Annotated in this window: 15 protein-coding genes; 12 read left to right on the top strand and 3 right to left on the bottom strand. The window is 47.0% G+C overall.

Annotated features, from left to right (window positions below; all coding sequences use genetic code 11):
- Positions 1 to 2: 2 nt before the first annotated feature.
- Positions 3 to 440: a S24/S26 family peptidase gene (locus tag DWX26_RS07330; RefSeq protein WP_118601158.1), complete on the bottom strand. Its 438-nt coding sequence runs from the start codon at positions 438 to 440 to the stop codon at positions 3 to 5.
- 80 nt (positions 441 to 520) lie between these two features.
- On the opposite strand from DWX26_RS07330, the gene DWX26_RS07325 reads away from it, so the two are divergent.
- Complete coding sequence (locus tag DWX26_RS07325) at positions 521 to 1,687, top strand: PqqD family protein (RefSeq protein ID WP_118601157.1); 1,167 nt, start codon at positions 521 to 523, stop codon at positions 1,685 to 1,687.
- Complete coding sequence (locus DWX26_RS07320; RefSeq protein WP_118601156.1) at positions 1,684 to 3,453, top strand: peptidase domain-containing ABC transporter; 1,770 nt, start codon at positions 1,684 to 1,686, stop codon at positions 3,451 to 3,453. Before DWX26_RS07325 ends, DWX26_RS07320 begins: the two co-directional genes overlap by 4 nt.
- A gap of 145 nt (positions 3,454 to 3,598) precedes the next feature.
- On the opposite strand, the gene DWX26_RS07315 is transcribed toward DWX26_RS07320, so the two are convergent.
- Positions 3,599 to 3,979, bottom strand: coding sequence for a hypothetical protein (locus DWX26_RS07315; protein ID WP_118595567.1), 381 nt, complete (start codon positions 3,977 to 3,979; stop codon positions 3,599 to 3,601).
- 162 nt (positions 3,980 to 4,141) lie between these two features.
- Positions 4,142 to 5,164 (bottom strand): stealth family protein, encoded by a 1,023-nt coding sequence (locus tag DWX26_RS07310; protein ID WP_118601155.1) that lies wholly within the window; start codon positions 5,162 to 5,164, stop codon positions 4,142 to 4,144.
- 563 nt (positions 5,165 to 5,727) lie between these two features.
- Between DWX26_RS07310 and DWX26_RS07300 the strand changes: the two genes are divergently transcribed.
- The 10 genes from DWX26_RS07300 to DWX26_RS07255 all read left to right on the top strand — a co-directional run bounded on the left by DWX26_RS07300 (position 5,728) and on the right by DWX26_RS07255 (position 16,102).
- Positions 5,728 to 6,195: an NfeD family protein gene (locus tag DWX26_RS07300; protein WP_118601153.1), complete on the top strand. Its 468-nt coding sequence runs from the start codon at positions 5,728 to 5,730 to the stop codon at positions 6,193 to 6,195.
- Positions 6,192 to 7,160 carry an SPFH domain-containing protein gene (locus DWX26_RS07295; protein WP_117510131.1) on the top strand — a complete coding sequence of 323 codons (969 nt, stop codon included), beginning with the start codon at positions 6,192 to 6,194 and terminating at the stop codon, positions 7,158 to 7,160. Before DWX26_RS07300 ends, DWX26_RS07295 begins: the two co-directional genes overlap by 4 nt.
- A gap of 354 nt (positions 7,161 to 7,514) precedes the next feature.
- Positions 7,515 to 8,504, top strand: coding sequence for an ornithine carbamoyltransferase (argF, locus tag DWX26_RS07290; protein WP_118601152.1), 990 nt, complete (start codon positions 7,515 to 7,517; stop codon positions 8,502 to 8,504).
- A gap of 166 nt (positions 8,505 to 8,670) precedes the next feature.
- Positions 8,671 to 9,663: a biotin--[acetyl-CoA-carboxylase] ligase gene (locus tag DWX26_RS07285; protein ID WP_118601151.1), complete on the top strand. Its 993-nt coding sequence runs from the start codon at positions 8,671 to 8,673 to the stop codon at positions 9,661 to 9,663.
- 33 nt (positions 9,664 to 9,696) lie between these two features.
- Positions 9,697 to 10,080, top strand: a complete 384-nt coding sequence (locus tag DWX26_RS07280; protein WP_118601150.1) for a DUF6145 family protein — start codon at positions 9,697 to 9,699, stop codon at positions 10,078 to 10,080.
- Complete coding sequence (gene dusB, locus DWX26_RS07275) at positions 10,070 to 11,068, top strand: tRNA dihydrouridine synthase DusB (protein WP_243030573.1); 999 nt, start codon at positions 10,070 to 10,072, stop codon at positions 11,066 to 11,068. Before DWX26_RS07280 ends, dusB begins: the two co-directional genes overlap by 11 nt.
- A 120-nt stretch (positions 11,069 to 11,188) precedes the next feature.
- Positions 11,189 to 12,583, top strand: coding sequence for an MATE family efflux transporter (locus tag DWX26_RS07270; protein ID WP_118601149.1), 1,395 nt, complete (start codon positions 11,189 to 11,191; stop codon positions 12,581 to 12,583).
- 232 nt (positions 12,584 to 12,815) lie between these two features.
- Positions 12,816 to 13,298, top strand: a complete 483-nt coding sequence (greA, locus tag DWX26_RS07265; RefSeq protein ID WP_022461080.1) for a transcription elongation factor GreA — start codon at positions 12,816 to 12,818, stop codon at positions 13,296 to 13,298.
- Between the two features lie 28 nt (positions 13,299 to 13,326).
- Entirely contained in the window at positions 13,327 to 15,372 is a 2,046-nt protein-coding gene (lysS, locus tag DWX26_RS07260; RefSeq protein ID WP_118601148.1) for a lysine--tRNA ligase, read from the top strand.
- A 226-nt stretch (positions 15,373 to 15,598) separates the two neighbouring features.
- Positions 15,599 to 16,102, top strand: coding sequence for a GNAT family N-acetyltransferase (locus DWX26_RS07255; RefSeq protein WP_022461045.1), 504 nt, complete (start codon positions 15,599 to 15,601; stop codon positions 16,100 to 16,102).
- The last annotated feature ends 10 nt before the right edge of the window (positions 16,103 to 16,112 follow it).

The raw sequence follows: 16,112 nt of genomic DNA, 5'->3' as shown, positions 1-16,112 counted from the left end.
GCTTACCGCCCGGAAGAAATTTTGCGAAAAAGTGCCATGATACGCCAGAAAAACGGGCGGATGGGGCGCAGGAACAGCCAGAGAGAGGAAAGCATGCGGTAGACCGGATGAGAGACAGAAAACGATTTTCCGTTGCGCACAACACCTGTCAGCTTCCCACGGATCTGATCCGGGCGGAGCGGCCCTTCGATTTCGGTCTGATTGTCCCCGACCAGATAAAAGCCATCCGAAGTAATGCGGCAGATCCGGTGAAGCACAAGAATGCTCTGTTCACGGCGGTAAAGAATGACATCGCCGCGGCGGAGAAGATGAATCGGATACGCCTCAATGACGGCCTCATCCCGTCCGGGATGAAAAAGCGGATACATGCTGTAGCCCTGCGGCTTCAGCCGGATCGCGGAGCCGTCTTTTAAGAGCTGTTCAATGTCGTAGGTATACATATGGAAACTCCGTTCTGAAAAAAAGATAGATTTATTATAGCATCTCTTTTCCGGAGCGAAAAGACAGAAAGGAACAAAAAATGAGAATCAGAAGACAGGAAGGATATCTGCTGCAGAAAATCGGAAAAACCGTTTATCTTTTGCCCTATGGACAGAAAATTGCAGACCAGAAGCGTGGAATGGAACTGAATGAAACGGCTCTGAGGTTATGGGAGATGCTGGAACAGCCGCAGACGGTGGAAGCACTGACAGACAAGATGGCCGCATATTATGAGATCCCAAAAGAGGAGCAGGGAGAACTGGCGAAGGATATAGAGGCATTTGTACAGGAACTGCTTGTATTTGGCGCTGTGCGCCGGGAACTGGGCTGTCCGAAGGGAAGCTGTGAGGGGCGGCTGCATATTGCGGGAATAAAAATCGAAGTCTATGGAGAAAAAGGATGCATTCCGAAGCAGTTTGATGCATTTCGCATGACAGATGGTGGAAATCCGGAGAAAGCAATCCCGGATCTTATCCTAGAACTGGCAGAACGTCTGCCAGGGAGCCGTCAGAACGGAACCATTCTGATCCGCAACAGGGATCTGACGGTTGCCATCTGGGAGGAGGGCTATGTTTTCCGGTTCGATACACTGAAGAATATTTACGAAATCTGGATGAAAGAAGACGGCAGTTATGCGCGGATTTATTATCGCTGCCCTATCAACGAGGAAGAGCAGGATTCCCTTTTCCTTGCAATCCGCCCGGTATTTCTGTTTCTGGCGCAGCGAAGGGGAATGTTTGCACTGCATTCGGCATCCCTTTTGTATCTTGAAAAAGCCTGGCTGTTTTCCGGTCCGTCGGGGATGGGAAAATCAACCCACACGGCACTCTGGAAAAAATTGTTTGCGACACCGTTTCTGAACGGGGATCTGAACCTGATCGGAAAAGAGGGAGAGAAATTCGTTGTCTATGGCATCCCGTGGTGCGGAACATCAAAAATCTTTACGACGGAGAAAAAAGAGCTGGGTGGAATTGTACTGTTGGAAAAGGCGCCGTCGGAAGAACTGGTTTCTCTGACAGAAGAACAGAAAACGCTCCGCGTGATGCAGCGCATGATTTCCCCACCCTGGACCGCAGAGCTGATGGTAAAAAATTTAAAATTCGCAGAAGCGGTTGCAAAGGAAAAGCCGGTTTACTTCCTGCGATGCACAAAGAATGACACAGCGGCGGAAACGATACGGCGGCAGATCGAGGAGGATGAATCATGAAGGAGCTTCGGCAGAAGATAGGGAAATACCTTCAGGCAGAAATGCTGCAGAAGATGTGGAAGGAATTTCGCTGGATTTTTCAGTACGCCAGAAGGTACTGGAAAGCCATGCTTTTTTATACGGCGCTTGGCATTTTCGGAACCGGTGTTTCACTGGCATCGAGTGTGATCTCAAAGGATCTTGTCGATATCATTACAGGCCACCAGACAGGAAAGCTGATTCAGACCTTTGCGCTGATGATAGGATTTTCCTTTGGAAATACCCTGATTTCCCAGGCGACCAGTTATGCCTCGACGATGATTAACCTGAAAGTAGACCGGGAAATCCAGAATGACATTTTTGAAAAAATTCTGGTGACGGACTGGGAATCCTTAACCACTTATCACACGGGCGATCTGGTTACACGCTGGAGCTCGGACGCATCGAACATTTCCGGAGGTATTCTGAACTGGCTGCCGAATCTTGTGATTTACACGGTAAAATTTATCAGTGCACTGGCAGTTGTTGTTCATTACGATCCGACATTTGCAGTCTTTGCACTGCTCGGAATCCCGTTCAGTGCCCTGCTGTCGCGCCCGCTGCTGCGGCGGATGACAAACAATAATCAGCGGAGCGCACAGATGAGCGCGAAGCTGTACGGCTTCAACCAGGAGGCATTTTCCAATATTCAGACGATTAAGGCATTCGATATGATTCGATTTTATGTAAATCGTCTGAAAAATTTGCAGCAGGACTACATCAAAATGCGGCTCGATTTCCAGAAAATGTCCATTGCAACATCACTTCTGATGACGCTGATCAGCTACGTTGTTTCCTACAGCTGCTATGGCTGGGGAATTTACCGTGTCTGGAGCGGAGCAATTTCCTATGGAACGATGACCATGTTTCTGTCCCTTTCCGGTACGCTGACCGGTGCGGTCAACTCTTTGGTAAGCCTTGTGCCGTCGGCGATATCGCTCGGCATTTCAGCCGGCCGTCTGATGGATATCGTAGAGATGCCGCAGGAGGATTACAGTGCAGATGGCGAAGTAGAACGGTTTGCGGAGAAATATCAGTCGGGAGGTATCGGACTTAAGATGCAGGATCTTTGCTATACGTATCACACAGGGACGGAAGTGTTTTCGAATGCTTCGATGGAAGCGTGGCCGCATGAGATTATTGCACTGGTTGGCCCGTCGGGAGGGGGGAAAACAACCATGCTCCGCCTGATTTTGTCCCTGCTGCGTGCGCAGGAGGGGGAAGCCTGGATCGGTGCAGGAGAGGAACCATCGCAGAGGCTTGCCCTGTCGCCGTCTACGCGAAAGCTGTTTTCCTACGTGCCGCAGGGAAACACGATGTTTTCGGGAACAATAGCGGAAAATATGCGGAATGTGAAGCCGGAAGCAACGGAGGAAGAGATTATGGAGGCATTAAAGCTGGCATGTGCCTGGGATTTTGTGGAAAAACTGCCAGACGGTATTGAGAGTATGGTGAAAGAACGCGGCGGCGGATTTTCAGAAGGGCAGGCACAGCGGCTTTCGATTGCGCGCGCACTGCTTCGGAAATCACCGATTTTGCTGCTGGATGAAGCAACCTCAGCACTTGATGTGGCGACAGAGCGGAAGGTGCTGAACAATATTATGACGGATACGTATCCGCGAACCTGCATTGTAACGACACATCGGCCTACGGTACTCGGGATCTGTACGAGAGTGTATGCGATTCGGGATAAGAAGTGCGAAGTGGTGGGTGAAACGGAGATCGCGGAGATGGAGAAGGATTTTTAAAGATAAAAAAAGAAAAAGCAATGGGGACGCACCTCATTGCTTTTTCTTTTGATAACTTGCTGAAGATGAATCGGTAATTTTAGCACTAACAACCGCAAGACCTGGCTCTGAACAGTTATCAAAGTTTTTAGAGCAGGTTTGCTTTTTAGCTTACCGAGTAGGTGAAGCCGGTCATCTTCAGATCGTCGATGCTGGTTCCGTGATTTAAATGGATACCAATCGTCAGCGGATTTGATGCTGTGCTGGCAAAGGTAAACGTAGCAGTCTTTCCGGAGCAGGATGCCTGTACAGATGCATCATCCGTTTCCGCCTGATCAACCGTGTCGTTGAACGTAATGTTCAATGTGATCGTTCCGTTAATACCTGACCAGTCTGCCATTGCAAGACCTTTACCGCCATTTGTGCCCCAGCGATCCCACACGCCGTGGTAAGTAACATTCAGAGTTCCTTGGCCGCTTGCCGCATAAACGCCTTCTGCCATTCCGGTGTCGATAGAGACAACAGGTTTTTTATAAGTTTTAGTCATAGGTCAGTAATTTCCTTTCTTGTGAAAATTCTTTTTATTACAAAATTATTATAGAAATAAAATCACACACATGTCAATAGATCTGAGGTAAAAAATTACAATTTTAATTAAAATACATGTTGCTTTATAATCTGTCACGTGAACGAACAGAAAAACAGTTTTTTATTTCTCAAACTGTGATTTTTCCGGAAACAGGATAGAAAATGCATGGTTTAATTCCTGTTTTACTTTTTCATATGGGACTTCAAAGTTGTTGTCGTTGATACAAATACATTTTGACTTCTGCTTCGTAATCGTCTTTACCAGCTCCGGGTTTTCCGGCTGCAGATTAAAGTATCGGCAGAATTTATGAATATTCTTCGGAACAAAATTTCCGCTCAGCTTCTGATATTCCCGCAGAACATACTGGCTGATATCTTCTTTATGACGGAAAGGATGGCAACAGACATGATGCAAAAGCTCTTCTTCGTTTTTCCAGAAGAAACGGTAGGACTCTTTTTTTAGCGGGGATGGTCCGTGTACGGTATAAAATCCGGTAAACCGCGGAAATGCCATTTCCAGAAGATTATATCCGAAATACATCAACGGATAGCCGGGATGAAAATATGCGCCCGGCTGTTTCTTCATATTTTCCCGTTTATCGAAATATTTGGCGAGAACCATCGCATTGTTCAGATAGACATACGGCATAATCTGGTCATCTGCATTTGCAACATCTGGCTGAAGCGCAAGCATGTCAACAGGTCTTTCGTCTCTAAAAAAATCTTCCGGAGAAACTTTTTTTATGAGAAACATATCATCATTGAAATAAACAAAATTTTCTGTCAGCCATTCAATGCGATGAAAATTCCACTCAATCGGATGGGAACTAAAGGTAGGAAGAAATTCCGCAGGAATAAAATCCTCGTGCCGCACAATATGCAGTTTGGGATGCTCTTCCTTTAACCATTTCGGCAGATGCCCATAGGTTATAAAATGAATTTGGTTGACCCATGGTGCAAATGTTTCAACACCACGGAACCAGTATTTCAAAATATCCCAGTCGCGATATCTTGCGGTACTGTTATCCAGAGATTCATCCACAAAGATTCCCTGCTTTCTTAAGGTTTCCTGCCGCTGCATGTCCCAGACAGGATCTGACCCGTCTACCCATGTAATCACAAAATCAATTTTAGGAGTTTTCATTTGCTGTGATCCTTTCGTACAGTGTTATGTGTGGCTTGTTTGTATTATATTAAAAAAATTACAAAAACTGATATTTGTATAATTTTATCACAACATGTACTGGCGTACAATGAAAGAGTGGTGAAAGAAGGTTGACGTTCTGTATATTATGGCGACCTGATGCTGTTTCACCTGGTGATTGGTGCAATGTATCTGGCGAAGGAAGAGATGACATATGAAGGAAAAAATGTTTCTGTGGTCAGAAAGCTGCTGAAACAGTATGGGTCAGATCCGTTTGTTCGAAAAACCCTGACGATACGGAATTGCCTGCATTACGCAGTTCAAATCAAATCGGTATTCTGGAAACTATTGAGCTTCACCCTCGTATTATTTTTACGTATTCACGCATATGGTTTTTTGTCAGCTATCCTCGTTTTCATGTCCCGGCTTGAAATTGACAGTCTGTAGACGATTCCTGACAAATCTTTCTTTTTTCTGAATGTTTTTAACTTTGCTTGTTATTTTTTCATCATTATAGTATGATGAATACAACAGCCAATTTTTTCAGAAAGGGGGAAAAACGCATGGGTATTACAGCTTACCTGCCGGTTTACTGGCTGATCGCACTCGTCGTTTTTTTAGTGATTGAGGCAGCAACACTTGGCCTTGCGACGATCTGGTTTGCAGGTGGGGCGCTTGTTGCTTTGATCGCCGCCATGTGCGGAGCCGGGATTGTAATTCAGATTGTACTGTTTCTTGTTGTATCGCTGGTACTTCTGTTTTTTACACGTCCGCTCGCCGTTCGCTTTCTGAATAAGGATACACTGAAGACGAACGTGGACCGTGTGGTTGGCATGGAAGGAGTTGTGACGGAGGAAATCTCCAATCTTGCGGGAACCGGAATGGTTTCGCTTGAAGGAAACATGTGGACTGCGCGTACAGAGAACGAAGGAGGTACGATTCCCGTGGATGCAGTTGTTACGGTGCTCCGTGTGGAAGGCGTCAAGCTGATTGTAAAGGTCAAAGAAAAAGAAGGAGGAAATGAAACATGAGTGGTGGAGGAGTTGCAGGAATTTTATTGATTTTGCTTCTTGTGGTTGCATTGTTTATCGCAGCATCGTGTGTGAAAATTGTACCGCAGGCTAGTGCTTACGTGGTAGAGAGCCTTGGAAAATACAAGGACACCTGGGCAACCGGTCTTCATTTTAAGGTTCCGTTTATCGAGCGTGTAGCGATTCGCGTAAACCTGAAAGAGCAGGTGGTGGATTTCCCGCCGCAGCCGGTTATCACAAAAGATAATGTTACGATGCAGATTGATACCGTTGTATTCTTCCAGATTACCGATCCGAAGCTGTTTGCATACGGTGTTGTCAATCCGCTGATGGCAATTGAAAACCTGACGGCAACAACGCTTCGAAATATCATTGGAGATCTGGAGCTCGATGAAACGCTGACATCCCGTGAGATCATCAACACGAAGATGCAGGCTGCGCTTGATATCGCGACCGATCCGTGGGGAATTAAAGTAAACCGTGTCGAGCTGAAAAACATTATGCCTCCGGCAGCCATCCAGGAAGCGATGGAGAAACAGATGAAGGCAGAGCGTGAACGCCGTGAAGCAATCCTGATTGCAGAAGGGGAGAAAAAATCGACCATCCTTGTTGCCGAAGGTAAAAAACAGTCGGCCATCCTCGATGCAGAGGCTGAAAAACAGGCGGCGATTCTTCGTGCAGAGGCAGAAAAAGAGAAACGAATCCGTGAGGCAGAAGGCCAGGCAGAGGCAATCCTCAAGGTACAGCAGGCAAATGCCGATGGTATCCGTGCGATCAAAGAAGCCGGTGCGGACGATGCCGTTCTTACCTTAAAGAGCCTCGAGGCACTCGGTGTTCTGGCAAATGGAAAGGCAACAAAGATTGTTGTTCCGTCCGATCTGCAGGGACTGGCAAGTCTGGCCACCACATTTAAAGGTATTGTGGAGGAACAGAAAGTGCCGGCAGGAAAAGAAGTGCAGAAGTAAAATAGAGATAAATCGATAAGAAAAGAGAATTCTCCCACAGAAAGCGTGATGCCGGATGTGGGAGATTTTTCATGGACAGCGAACAAAAGTCCGCAGTTACAAGAGCCCCCGGTGACAGCCGTGATAACGGGAAAAATGGAAAGAGAGTGTTTTTAAAGTGCATAAAAATGCATATTATATGAATAATATAAAGAAAATACGTAAAAATATACATTCTCCTCTTGACAGACGAACAGGTCTGTTTCATAATAGAGACTATTCAAGGAAACCAAGGGGCAAAAAACCTTTTGACCCAACATCACAGTATAGGAAATAATAAAATACACCATATGCAGATATAAGGAGGAACAAGCCATGGATTTAAAAGGACGCGATTTTCTGACATTGAAAGATTTTACACCGGAAGAGATTGCCTATCTGCTGGATCTGTCCGCAGAGCTGAAGGAGAAGAAAAAGAAAGGCATTCCGGTGGATACCCTGCGTGGTAAAAACGTTGCGTTGATTTTTGAGAAAACCAGCACCAGAACCCGCTGTTCCTTCGAGGTAGCTGCACACGATCTCGGTATGGGAACAACGTATCTGGATCCGACCGGTTCCCAGATCGGCAAAAAAGAGAGCATTAAAGATACAGCCCGCGTTCTTGCCGGTATGTATGAGGGAATCGAGTACCGTGGATTCGGCCAGGAGATCGTAGAAGAGCTGGCAAAATATTCCAAAGTCCCGGTATGGAACGGACTGACGAACGAGTACCACCCGACCCAGATGCTCGCCGATATGCTGACAATCCAGGAAGAGTTCGGCCACTTAAAAGGCATCAAACTCGTTTACATGGGCGACGCCCGCTACAATATGGGAAATTCCCTGATGATTGCATCTGCCAAGATGGGAATGGATTTTGTGGCCTGTGCACCGAAGAAATACTTCCCGGACGCAGAGCTTGTGGCTCAGTGTGAGGAGTATGCAAAGGAGAGCGGTGCAACCATCACCCTCACCGAGGACGTAAAAGAAGGAACAAAAGATGCCGATGTTATCTATACCGATGTCTGGGTATCTATGGGTGAGCCGGACAGCGTATGGGAGGAGAGAATCCACGATCTGACTCCGTACCGTGTCACAAAAGAAGCAATGGCAAATGCAAAAGATACCGCCGTATTCCTGCACTGCCTGCCGTCCTTCCACGATCTGAAAACAAAGATCGGAAAAGAGATCCACGACCGCTACGGCCTGAATGAGATGGAAGTAACCGATGAAGTATTTGAATCTGCGCAGTCGAGAGTATTCGAAGAAGCAGAGAACCGTATGCATACGATCAAAGCAGTTATGGCAGCGACCCTCGGAGCATAAAGTTTTGGGTGGAAAAACCGGAATAGACTGTGTATAATAGAATAACGAAGAAACACGCACAGCAGCGCTGCGGAAAACTCTTCCGCAGCGCTGCTGTTGATTTTACGAAACGAAGAAAGCGTGCTTCTTATGTGAGAAAGCGACACGGGGAGTGTGATAATACGATATGCTGGAAAATAAGAGAGCTGAGACGCTGCGCCTTCTGCGGGAATCCGGGAAAAATGTTTCCGGACAGGAGCTGTGTGAACATTTTGGGATTTCCCGCACCGCAGTATGGAAGATGATGAATCAGTTGAAGGAAGAAGGATACGAAATTGAGGCTGTTCAGAATAAGGGATACCGTCTGTTAAATGAGCCGGATCTCGTAACGAAGGATGAGCTGGAAAGCCGCACGCATACGAAATATGTCGGACAGACGGTTTATTACAGCCGCGAGGTGGATTCGACAAACACGTGGGCGAAGCGGCTGGCGGAAGAAGGTGCGCCGAACGGCACTCTGACAACGGCCGAGACGCAGACCGCCGGAAAAGGCCGCCGCGGCAGAGTCTGGAAATCGCCGGAGGGAACTTCCGTTTCGATGTCGATTCTGCTGTATCCGGATCTTGAGCCGGCCAAAGCACCGATGCTGACGATTGTAATGGGACTTGCCGTAGTGCAGGGTGTGCAAAGAGCGCTCGGTGTCGATACGAAAATCAAATGGCCGAACGACGCGGTGCTGAATAGGAAAAAGCTCTGTGGGATCCTGACAGAGATGAGCGCACAGATTGATTATATCAATTATGTTGTCATCGGAACAGGAATCAATGTCAATCAGATGGAATTCCCGGAAGAAATCGCGGAGATTGCGACCTCACTGGCGATAGAAATGGGTCATCCCGTCAACCGGGCGAAAGTGGTCGCAGCAGTGCTGGAGGCATTTGAGGAGGATTATGAAAAATTCCTGGAAGCAGGGGATCTCTCTGAGCTGAAGGAAGCATATGAGGCTGTGCTTGCAAACAAAGATCAGCCGGTGCGTGTACTCGATCCGAAGGAACCGTTCGAGGGCGTTGCACTTGGCATCACGCCGACCGGTGAGCTGCGCGTGCAAAAAGAGGACGGAACGATCGCTGAGGTGCATTCCGGCGAGGTTTCGGTGCGAGGCTTATACAGCTACGTATAGAGAGACCGGAAAAAGGAAGAGAAAGGAAAAATCATGTATTCAGATAATGAAAAAGTAGTGCTCTGCGGAGCAAGTGCATACGAACAGAAATATTATTTTAACCAGGATTTTGCATCCCTGCCACAGTCTGTGCAGGATGAGCTTCATGTTATGTGTGTTATGTTTACGGTGGAAATCGGCGGTATTTTTACCATGTGGTTTGACAGCGACGGAAGTCTGCAGTTTGAGACGGAGGCCGTAGACGCAGATGCGATGTACGACGAGATCGGCGGCGCGCTTCGGATTAAGCAGTATCAGGAAGAAAAAAAGGAGCTGCTGGAATCCCTGGAGCTGTATTACCGTGTCTTCTTCCTCGGTGAGGAGGTGCCGGAGGAGGCGCTGATGGAAGAGGACGGAGAGAAGCAGAATGGAAAATAAGAAACGTACACTGCAAAAGATGCCGCCACTGAGAATCGGAAACGTGGAGATGCCGAACCCACTCGTGCTTGCACCGATGGCGGGGGTGACGGATCTGCCGTTTCGTGTTCTGTGCAAGGAGCAGGGCGCGGGCCTGATCTGTATGGAAATGGTGAGTGCGAAGGCAATTTTATATAAAAATAAAAATACCGAGGATCTGATGACGATCGATCCGGTTGAGCATCCGGTGTCCCTGCAGCTTTTCGGCAGTGATCCGGAGATTTTGGGGCAGATTGCCGCGCAGATCGAAGAAAGGCCGTTTGATATTCTGGATTTTAACATGGGCTGCCCGGTGCCAAAGGTTGTCAATAACGGCGAAGGCTCGGCCCTTATGAAGGATCCGCATCTGGTGAGGGAAATCGTGACAAGCATGGTAAAGGCAGTGAAAAAGCCTGTAACCGTAAAGATCCGAAAGGGCTTTAACGAAGAATCGGCGAATGCTGTGGAAATTGCGAAGATCCTTGAGGACTGCGGAGTGGCCGCAATTGCGGTTCATGGAAGAACGAGAGCGCAGTTTTATTCCGGAAAAGCAGACTGGGATATCATCCGCCGGGTAAAAGAGGCAGTCTCGATTCCGGTTATCGGAAACGGCGATGTGACAGATGCGGCGAGTGCCGAGGCACTGGTGGAGCAGACCGGCTGTGATGGAATCATGATCGGACGCGGCGCGGAAGGAAATCCGTGGATTTTTAAACAGATTCTTCATTATATGGAAACAGGCGAAACGCTTGCAAGGCCGACCCAGCATGAGGTAAAAGAAATGATGCTCCGCCATGCACGGATGCAGGTGGAATATAAGGGCGGCGCGATCGGCATCCGCGAGATGCGCAAGCATGTTGCATGGTATACGGCAGGCTTTCCGCACTCGGCAAAGCTGCGCGCGGCGATCAATCAGGTGGAGAGCCTGCAGGCGCTGGAACAGATGCTGAATGAGTGGGAACGAGGATAAAAAATAAGTCAAAAAAGTACCTATGATATGCCAATATTGATATATCATGGGTGCTTTTTCTGTGCTATACTGATAAACAGAGGTATTGGGACAAAAAACACTAAAGAGGGAGTGTAGTGTATGACTATGAAGGAACTTTTCGCACCGTCCGACATGACGGTGGGAAAGCCGTGGGAAAAGATTGTAGCTTTTACAATCCCTATGCTGATCGGCAACATTGCCCAGCAGCTCTACAACACGGTTGACAGTATTGTAATCGGAAAATATGTCGGGGACAACGCGCTTGCGGCAGTTGGAAGCGCCAGCCCGATCTTAAACCTGCTTCTGGTTCTGTTCGTCGGAATTTCCGTCGGCGCCGGCGTCATGGTGTCGCAGTATTTTGGAGCAAAACAAAGAAAAGAGCTTTCGATGACGATCGGAAACTGCGTCACGCTGACAGCAATTTCCTCCATCATTATTATGATTCTGGGAGCCGTCCTCTCAAGGCCGCTGCTGGAAATGCTGAAAACACCGGATTCTATCATCGACTGGTGTACCTCGTATCTGGTGATCCTGATGGTGGGCTGTGCCGGCAGTGCGTACTATAACATTCTATGTGGTATCCTTCGCGGACTCGGCGATTCGATTTCGGCGCTGATTTATCTGCTGGTGGCAACGGTCATCAACATTGTATTGGATATTGTATTCGTTTCCCAGTTCCACATGGGCGTTGCCGGAGTTGCATACGCGACCGTGATTGCGCAGGCAATTTCTGCAGTACTCTGCATGTGGCGTCTGATGCGTATGACCGACATCTTTGATTTCAGACCCAAATATCTGAAAATGAAAAAACAGTATTCGATGGAAATTATCCGCCTTGGTCTGCCGTCCGGTATTACCCAGGCGATCTTCTCCATGGCGATGGTTATCGTACAGTCGCTGACCAACAGCTTCGGTGAAATGGTTATCGCCGCGAATGTTATCATCATGCGTGTCGATGGCTTTGCAATGATGCCGAACTTTTCGTTTGGTACCGCGATGACAACGTATGCCGGTCAGAATGTCGGTGCACGCCGTATGGACCGCGTAGAGCAGGGTGCAAAACAGGGAACACTGGTTGCAGTCGGAACCTCAACGACCATTACCCTTTTAATTGTTATTTTCGGCCATCATCTGATGGGAATCTTTACGAATACCACAGAGCTCGTAACATTAAGTGCCAATATGATGAAGATCCTTGCGGTCGGCTATATTGCCATGGCAATAACACAGTCGCTTTCCGGCGTCATGCGTGGAGCAGGCGATACGATGACCCCGATGTGGATTTCGATGGTTGTTACCGTTGTAATCCGTGTGCCGCTGGCATACGGTCTGGCCTTTCTGACCAGAACGCCGGAGCTGCCAAACGGACGATATCAGGTACTCTGGATTTCCATGCTGGTAAGCTGGTGCATGGGTGCGCTTCTGACGCTGATTTTCTATAAAAAAGGAAATTGGAAAAAGAAAGCACTGACAGGAAGCTCATCCGAAAAATAAAGGAAAAATAAGAGAAAGATGCAGGAAGGATTTGTGAAAAAGAAAATCTTTCCTGCGTTTCTTTTTTTCTTGACATTCCGTGGGCAATCCTTTATACTACTTTAATTGTTAGGATAGGCGGAGTCTATCCTTATTTCAACCGGGAATACTGAAAATACAGCGCATTTCCGGAGAGTTTACAGAATAAAATCAGATATGACTGGATACAGAAACGATAGAAAGGGTGTATAAAATGGAACAGAAAAAAACGATTCTTACCTATGCCGGCCTGAAAAAACTGGAGGACGAGCTTCATGATCTCAAAGTAAACAAACGTAGAGAAATTGCCGGTAAAATCAAAGAAGCAAGAGAGCAGGGAGACCTTTCCGAGAACGCCGAGTACGATGCAGCAAAAGATGAGCAGCGTGATATCGAGGCAAGAATTGAAGAGATCGAAAAAATCCTGAAAAACGCAGAGGTTGTTGTTGAGGACGAAGTAGATTCTGATAAGATCAATATCGGATGTAAAGTAGACGTACTGGATCTGGAGTATGACGAGGAAATCGAGTTCCAGATCGTTGGTTCCACCGAGGCAAATAGCCTGGAAGGAAAAATTTCCAACGAGTCTCCGGTAGGAAAAGCTCTGATCGGCGCGCACAAGGATGATATTGTCGATGTAGAAACACCGGCCGGAATTATGCAGTACAAAGTACTTTCTATCCAGAGAAATATCTAAAAAATACAAAGAAAAGGGAGTGAAGAGATTGGCACAGCAGACACAGGAACAGGACATTAACCACTTACTGAAGGTTCGCCGCGAGAAACTTGCAGAGCTGCAGCAGAACGGAAGAGACCCGTTCCAGATTACAAAGTTCGATCAGACACATCATTCGCTTGAGGTGAAAGGTCTTTACGAGGCACATGAGACTGAGCTGTTAAAAGACCGCCAGGAGCCGAACGTAGAGGGAATGGATGAGGAGCAGGCGAAAGAAGCTCTTAAAAAGGATTACGAAGAGAGAAGAAATATCATGGACGCAAGTCCGATCCATGTGGCAATTGCAGGACGTATGATGTTTAAGAGAGTCATGGGCAAGGCTTCTTTCTGCAATATCCAGGATTTACAGGGAAGCATCCAGGTATACGTTGCAAGAGATGCGATCGGAACAGAGTCTTACGCTGATTTTAAAAAATCGGATATCGGTGATATCTTCGGAGTGGAAGGATTTGCTTTCAGAACAAGAACAGGTGAGATTTCTATCCATGCAGAGAAGGTGACACTCCTCTCCAAGAGCTTACAGATCCTCCCGGAGAAGTTCCACGGTCTGACAGATGTAGATACCCGTTACCGTCAGAGATATGTAGACCTGATCATGAATACAGAGTCTAAAGATACCTTTATCAAGCGTTCCAAGATTCTCAGTGCGATCCGCAAGTACTTAAGCGGAGAAGGATTCATGGAAGTTGAGACTCCAATGCTTGTACAGAACGCAGGTGGAGCAGCAGCAAGACCGTTCGAGACACATTTCAATGCCCTGAACGAAGATCTGAAGCTTCGTATTTCCCTTGAGCTGTACCTGAAGAGACTGATCGTCGGAGGACTCGAGAAGGTATATGAGATCGGACGTGTATTCCGTAATGAGGGTCTTGATACAAGACATAACCCGGAGTTCACTCTGATGGAGCTTTACCAGGCATTTACAGATTACCACGGCATGATGGATCTGACAGAGAATTTGTATCGTTTTGTTGCACAGGAAGTGCTCGGAACGACACAGATCGTATACAAGGGAATCCCGATGGATCTCGGCAAGCCGTTCGAGCGTATCACAATGGTTGACGCAGTGAAGAAGTACGCAGGCGTTGACTGGAATGAAGTTGAGACTCTGGAGCAGGCAAGAGAACTTGCAAAAGAGCATCATATTGAGTTTGAAGAGAGACATAAAAAAGGTGATATCCTGAATCTCTTCTTTGAGGAGTTTGTAGAGGAGCACCTGCTTCAGCCGACGTTCGTTATGGACCACCCGGTTGAGATCTCGCCGCTGACGAAGAAAAAGCCAGAAAATCCGGAATATGTAGAGCGTTTCGAGTTCTTCATGAATGGATGGGAAATGGCAAATGCTTACTCTGAGCTGAATGACCCGATCGACCAGAGAGAACGTTTTAAAGCCCAGGAAGAACTGCTTGCACAGGGCGATGATGAAGCCAATACAACAGATGAAGACTTCATGAACGCATTGGAGATCGGTATGCCGCCGACCGGTGGTATTGGATTCGGCATTGACCGTATGTGTATGCTTCTGACAGGAGCTGAGGCAATCAGAGACGTGCTGCTCTTCCCGACAATGAAATCACAGGGCGCTGCTAAGAACGAAGCAAACAACGCAGCTCAGTCTGGTGCAGCAGCTCCGGCAGAGACAAAAGTAGCTGAGAAGGTTGATTTCTCCAATGTGAAGATTGAACCAATCTTTGAAGAAATGGTTGATTTCGATACATTTGCAAAATCTGATTTCCGTGCAGTTAAGATTCTTGAGTGTGAAGCAGTTCCGAAATCCAAGAAGCTTCTGAAGTTTGTACTGGATGACGGAGAACGCAAGGATCGCGTGATTTTAAGTGGTATTCACGAGTATTACGAGCCGGAAGAACTGGTTGGTAAGACAGCAATCGCTATCGTTAACCTGCCACCGAGAAAGATGATGGGAATTGATTCCGAGGGTATGCTGATTTCAGCAGTACACGAGGAAGATGGTCACGAGGGACTGAACCTTCTGATGGTAAATGACAGAATCCCAGCAGGTGCTAAGCTCTATTAAGATGATGTAAAGATGTACCGTTTTACCAAATAGACGGGACGTACTTCATTTGATAAAAAACTAAAAAAACAGCGATTTACATTAAACTTACATCAATTGATGCAGAAATCGGTGCAAGCAAGGGAAAATCGCATAATTAGTGCAATGGGTGGGCAATTCCAATCGGAGTTGCCCATTTTCTAAAATGAATGGAAATGCAAATCGATATTTAGCGAGGTAAAGATATATGCTTCATTTAGAAAAAGTAAATGGTAATAATGTCTGGGATATCCTGAAACTGACGGTATCGAAATCGCAGAAGAACTTCGTTGCCACCAATGAGATCAGCATCATTGAAGCGTATACTGCAATTACGGGAAACGGTCATGCATTCCCGTTTGGTATATATGATGAGGATAAGCCTGTAGGCTTCCTGATGATTGGTTTTGATGTTGATGATTATTGGACGGATGCACCTGAAATTGCAAAGGGAAACTATAATCTGTGGCGTCTTATGATCGATAAGGCATATCAAAACAGAGGGTACGGAAAAGAAGCGGTCAGCCTTGCATTAGAGTTCATAAAATCTATGCCTTGTGGAGAAGCGGAATACTGTTGGCTATCATATGAACCCGATAATGCAGTTGCCCGTCAGATGTATCGCTCTTTCGGTTTCGAAGAAACCGGTGAAATGGACGGCGAAGAACTGATCGCTGTTCTGAGACTGCAATTAACAACTTCAAGTTTTTGAAACTGAGAAA

Origin of the sequence: Blautia sp. AF19-1 (assembly GCF_003479155.1) — a bacterium.
GTDB classification, from domain to species: Bacteria; Bacillota; Clostridia; order Lachnospirales; family Lachnospiraceae; genus Fusicatenibacter; species Fusicatenibacter saccharivorans.
The sequence above is the reverse complement of the archived record's forward strand: the minus strand, read 5'-3'. Positions and strand labels throughout refer to the sequence as shown.

Coding starts and splice junctions, on each gene's coding strand:
- DWX26_RS07330 (WP_118601158.1), bottom strand. CDS start 440: ATGTATACCTACGACATTGAACAGCTCTTAAAAGACGGCTCCGCGATC.
- DWX26_RS07325 (WP_118601157.1), top strand. CDS start 521: ATGAGAATCAGAAGACAGGAAGGATATCTGCTGCAGAAAATCGGAAAA.
- DWX26_RS07320 (WP_118601156.1), top strand. CDS start 1,684: ATGAAGGAGCTTCGGCAGAAGATAGGGAAATACCTTCAGGCAGAAATG.
- DWX26_RS07315 (WP_118595567.1), bottom strand. CDS start 3,979: ATGACTAAAACTTATAAAAAACCTGTTGTCTCTATCGACACCGGAATG.
- DWX26_RS07310 (WP_118601155.1), bottom strand. CDS start 5,164: ATGAAAACTCCTAAAATTGATTTTGTGATTACATGGGTAGACGGGTCA.
- DWX26_RS07300 (WP_118601153.1), top strand. CDS start 5,728: ATGGGTATTACAGCTTACCTGCCGGTTTACTGGCTGATCGCACTCGTC.
- DWX26_RS07295 (WP_117510131.1), top strand. CDS start 6,192: ATGAGTGGTGGAGGAGTTGCAGGAATTTTATTGATTTTGCTTCTTGTG.
- argF (WP_118601152.1), top strand. CDS start 7,515: ATGGATTTAAAAGGACGCGATTTTCTGACATTGAAAGATTTTACACCG.
- DWX26_RS07285 (WP_118601151.1), top strand. CDS start 8,671: ATGCTGGAAAATAAGAGAGCTGAGACGCTGCGCCTTCTGCGGGAATCC.
- DWX26_RS07280 (WP_118601150.1), top strand. CDS start 9,697: ATGTATTCAGATAATGAAAAAGTAGTGCTCTGCGGAGCAAGTGCATAC.
- dusB (WP_243030573.1), top strand. CDS start 10,070: ATGGAAAATAAGAAACGTACACTGCAAAAGATGCCGCCACTGAGAATC.
- DWX26_RS07270 (WP_118601149.1), top strand. CDS start 11,189: ATGACTATGAAGGAACTTTTCGCACCGTCCGACATGACGGTGGGAAAG.
- greA (WP_022461080.1), top strand. CDS start 12,816: ATGGAACAGAAAAAAACGATTCTTACCTATGCCGGCCTGAAAAAACTG.
- DWX26_RS07255 (WP_022461045.1), top strand. CDS start 15,599: ATGCTTCATTTAGAAAAAGTAAATGGTAATAATGTCTGGGATATCCTG.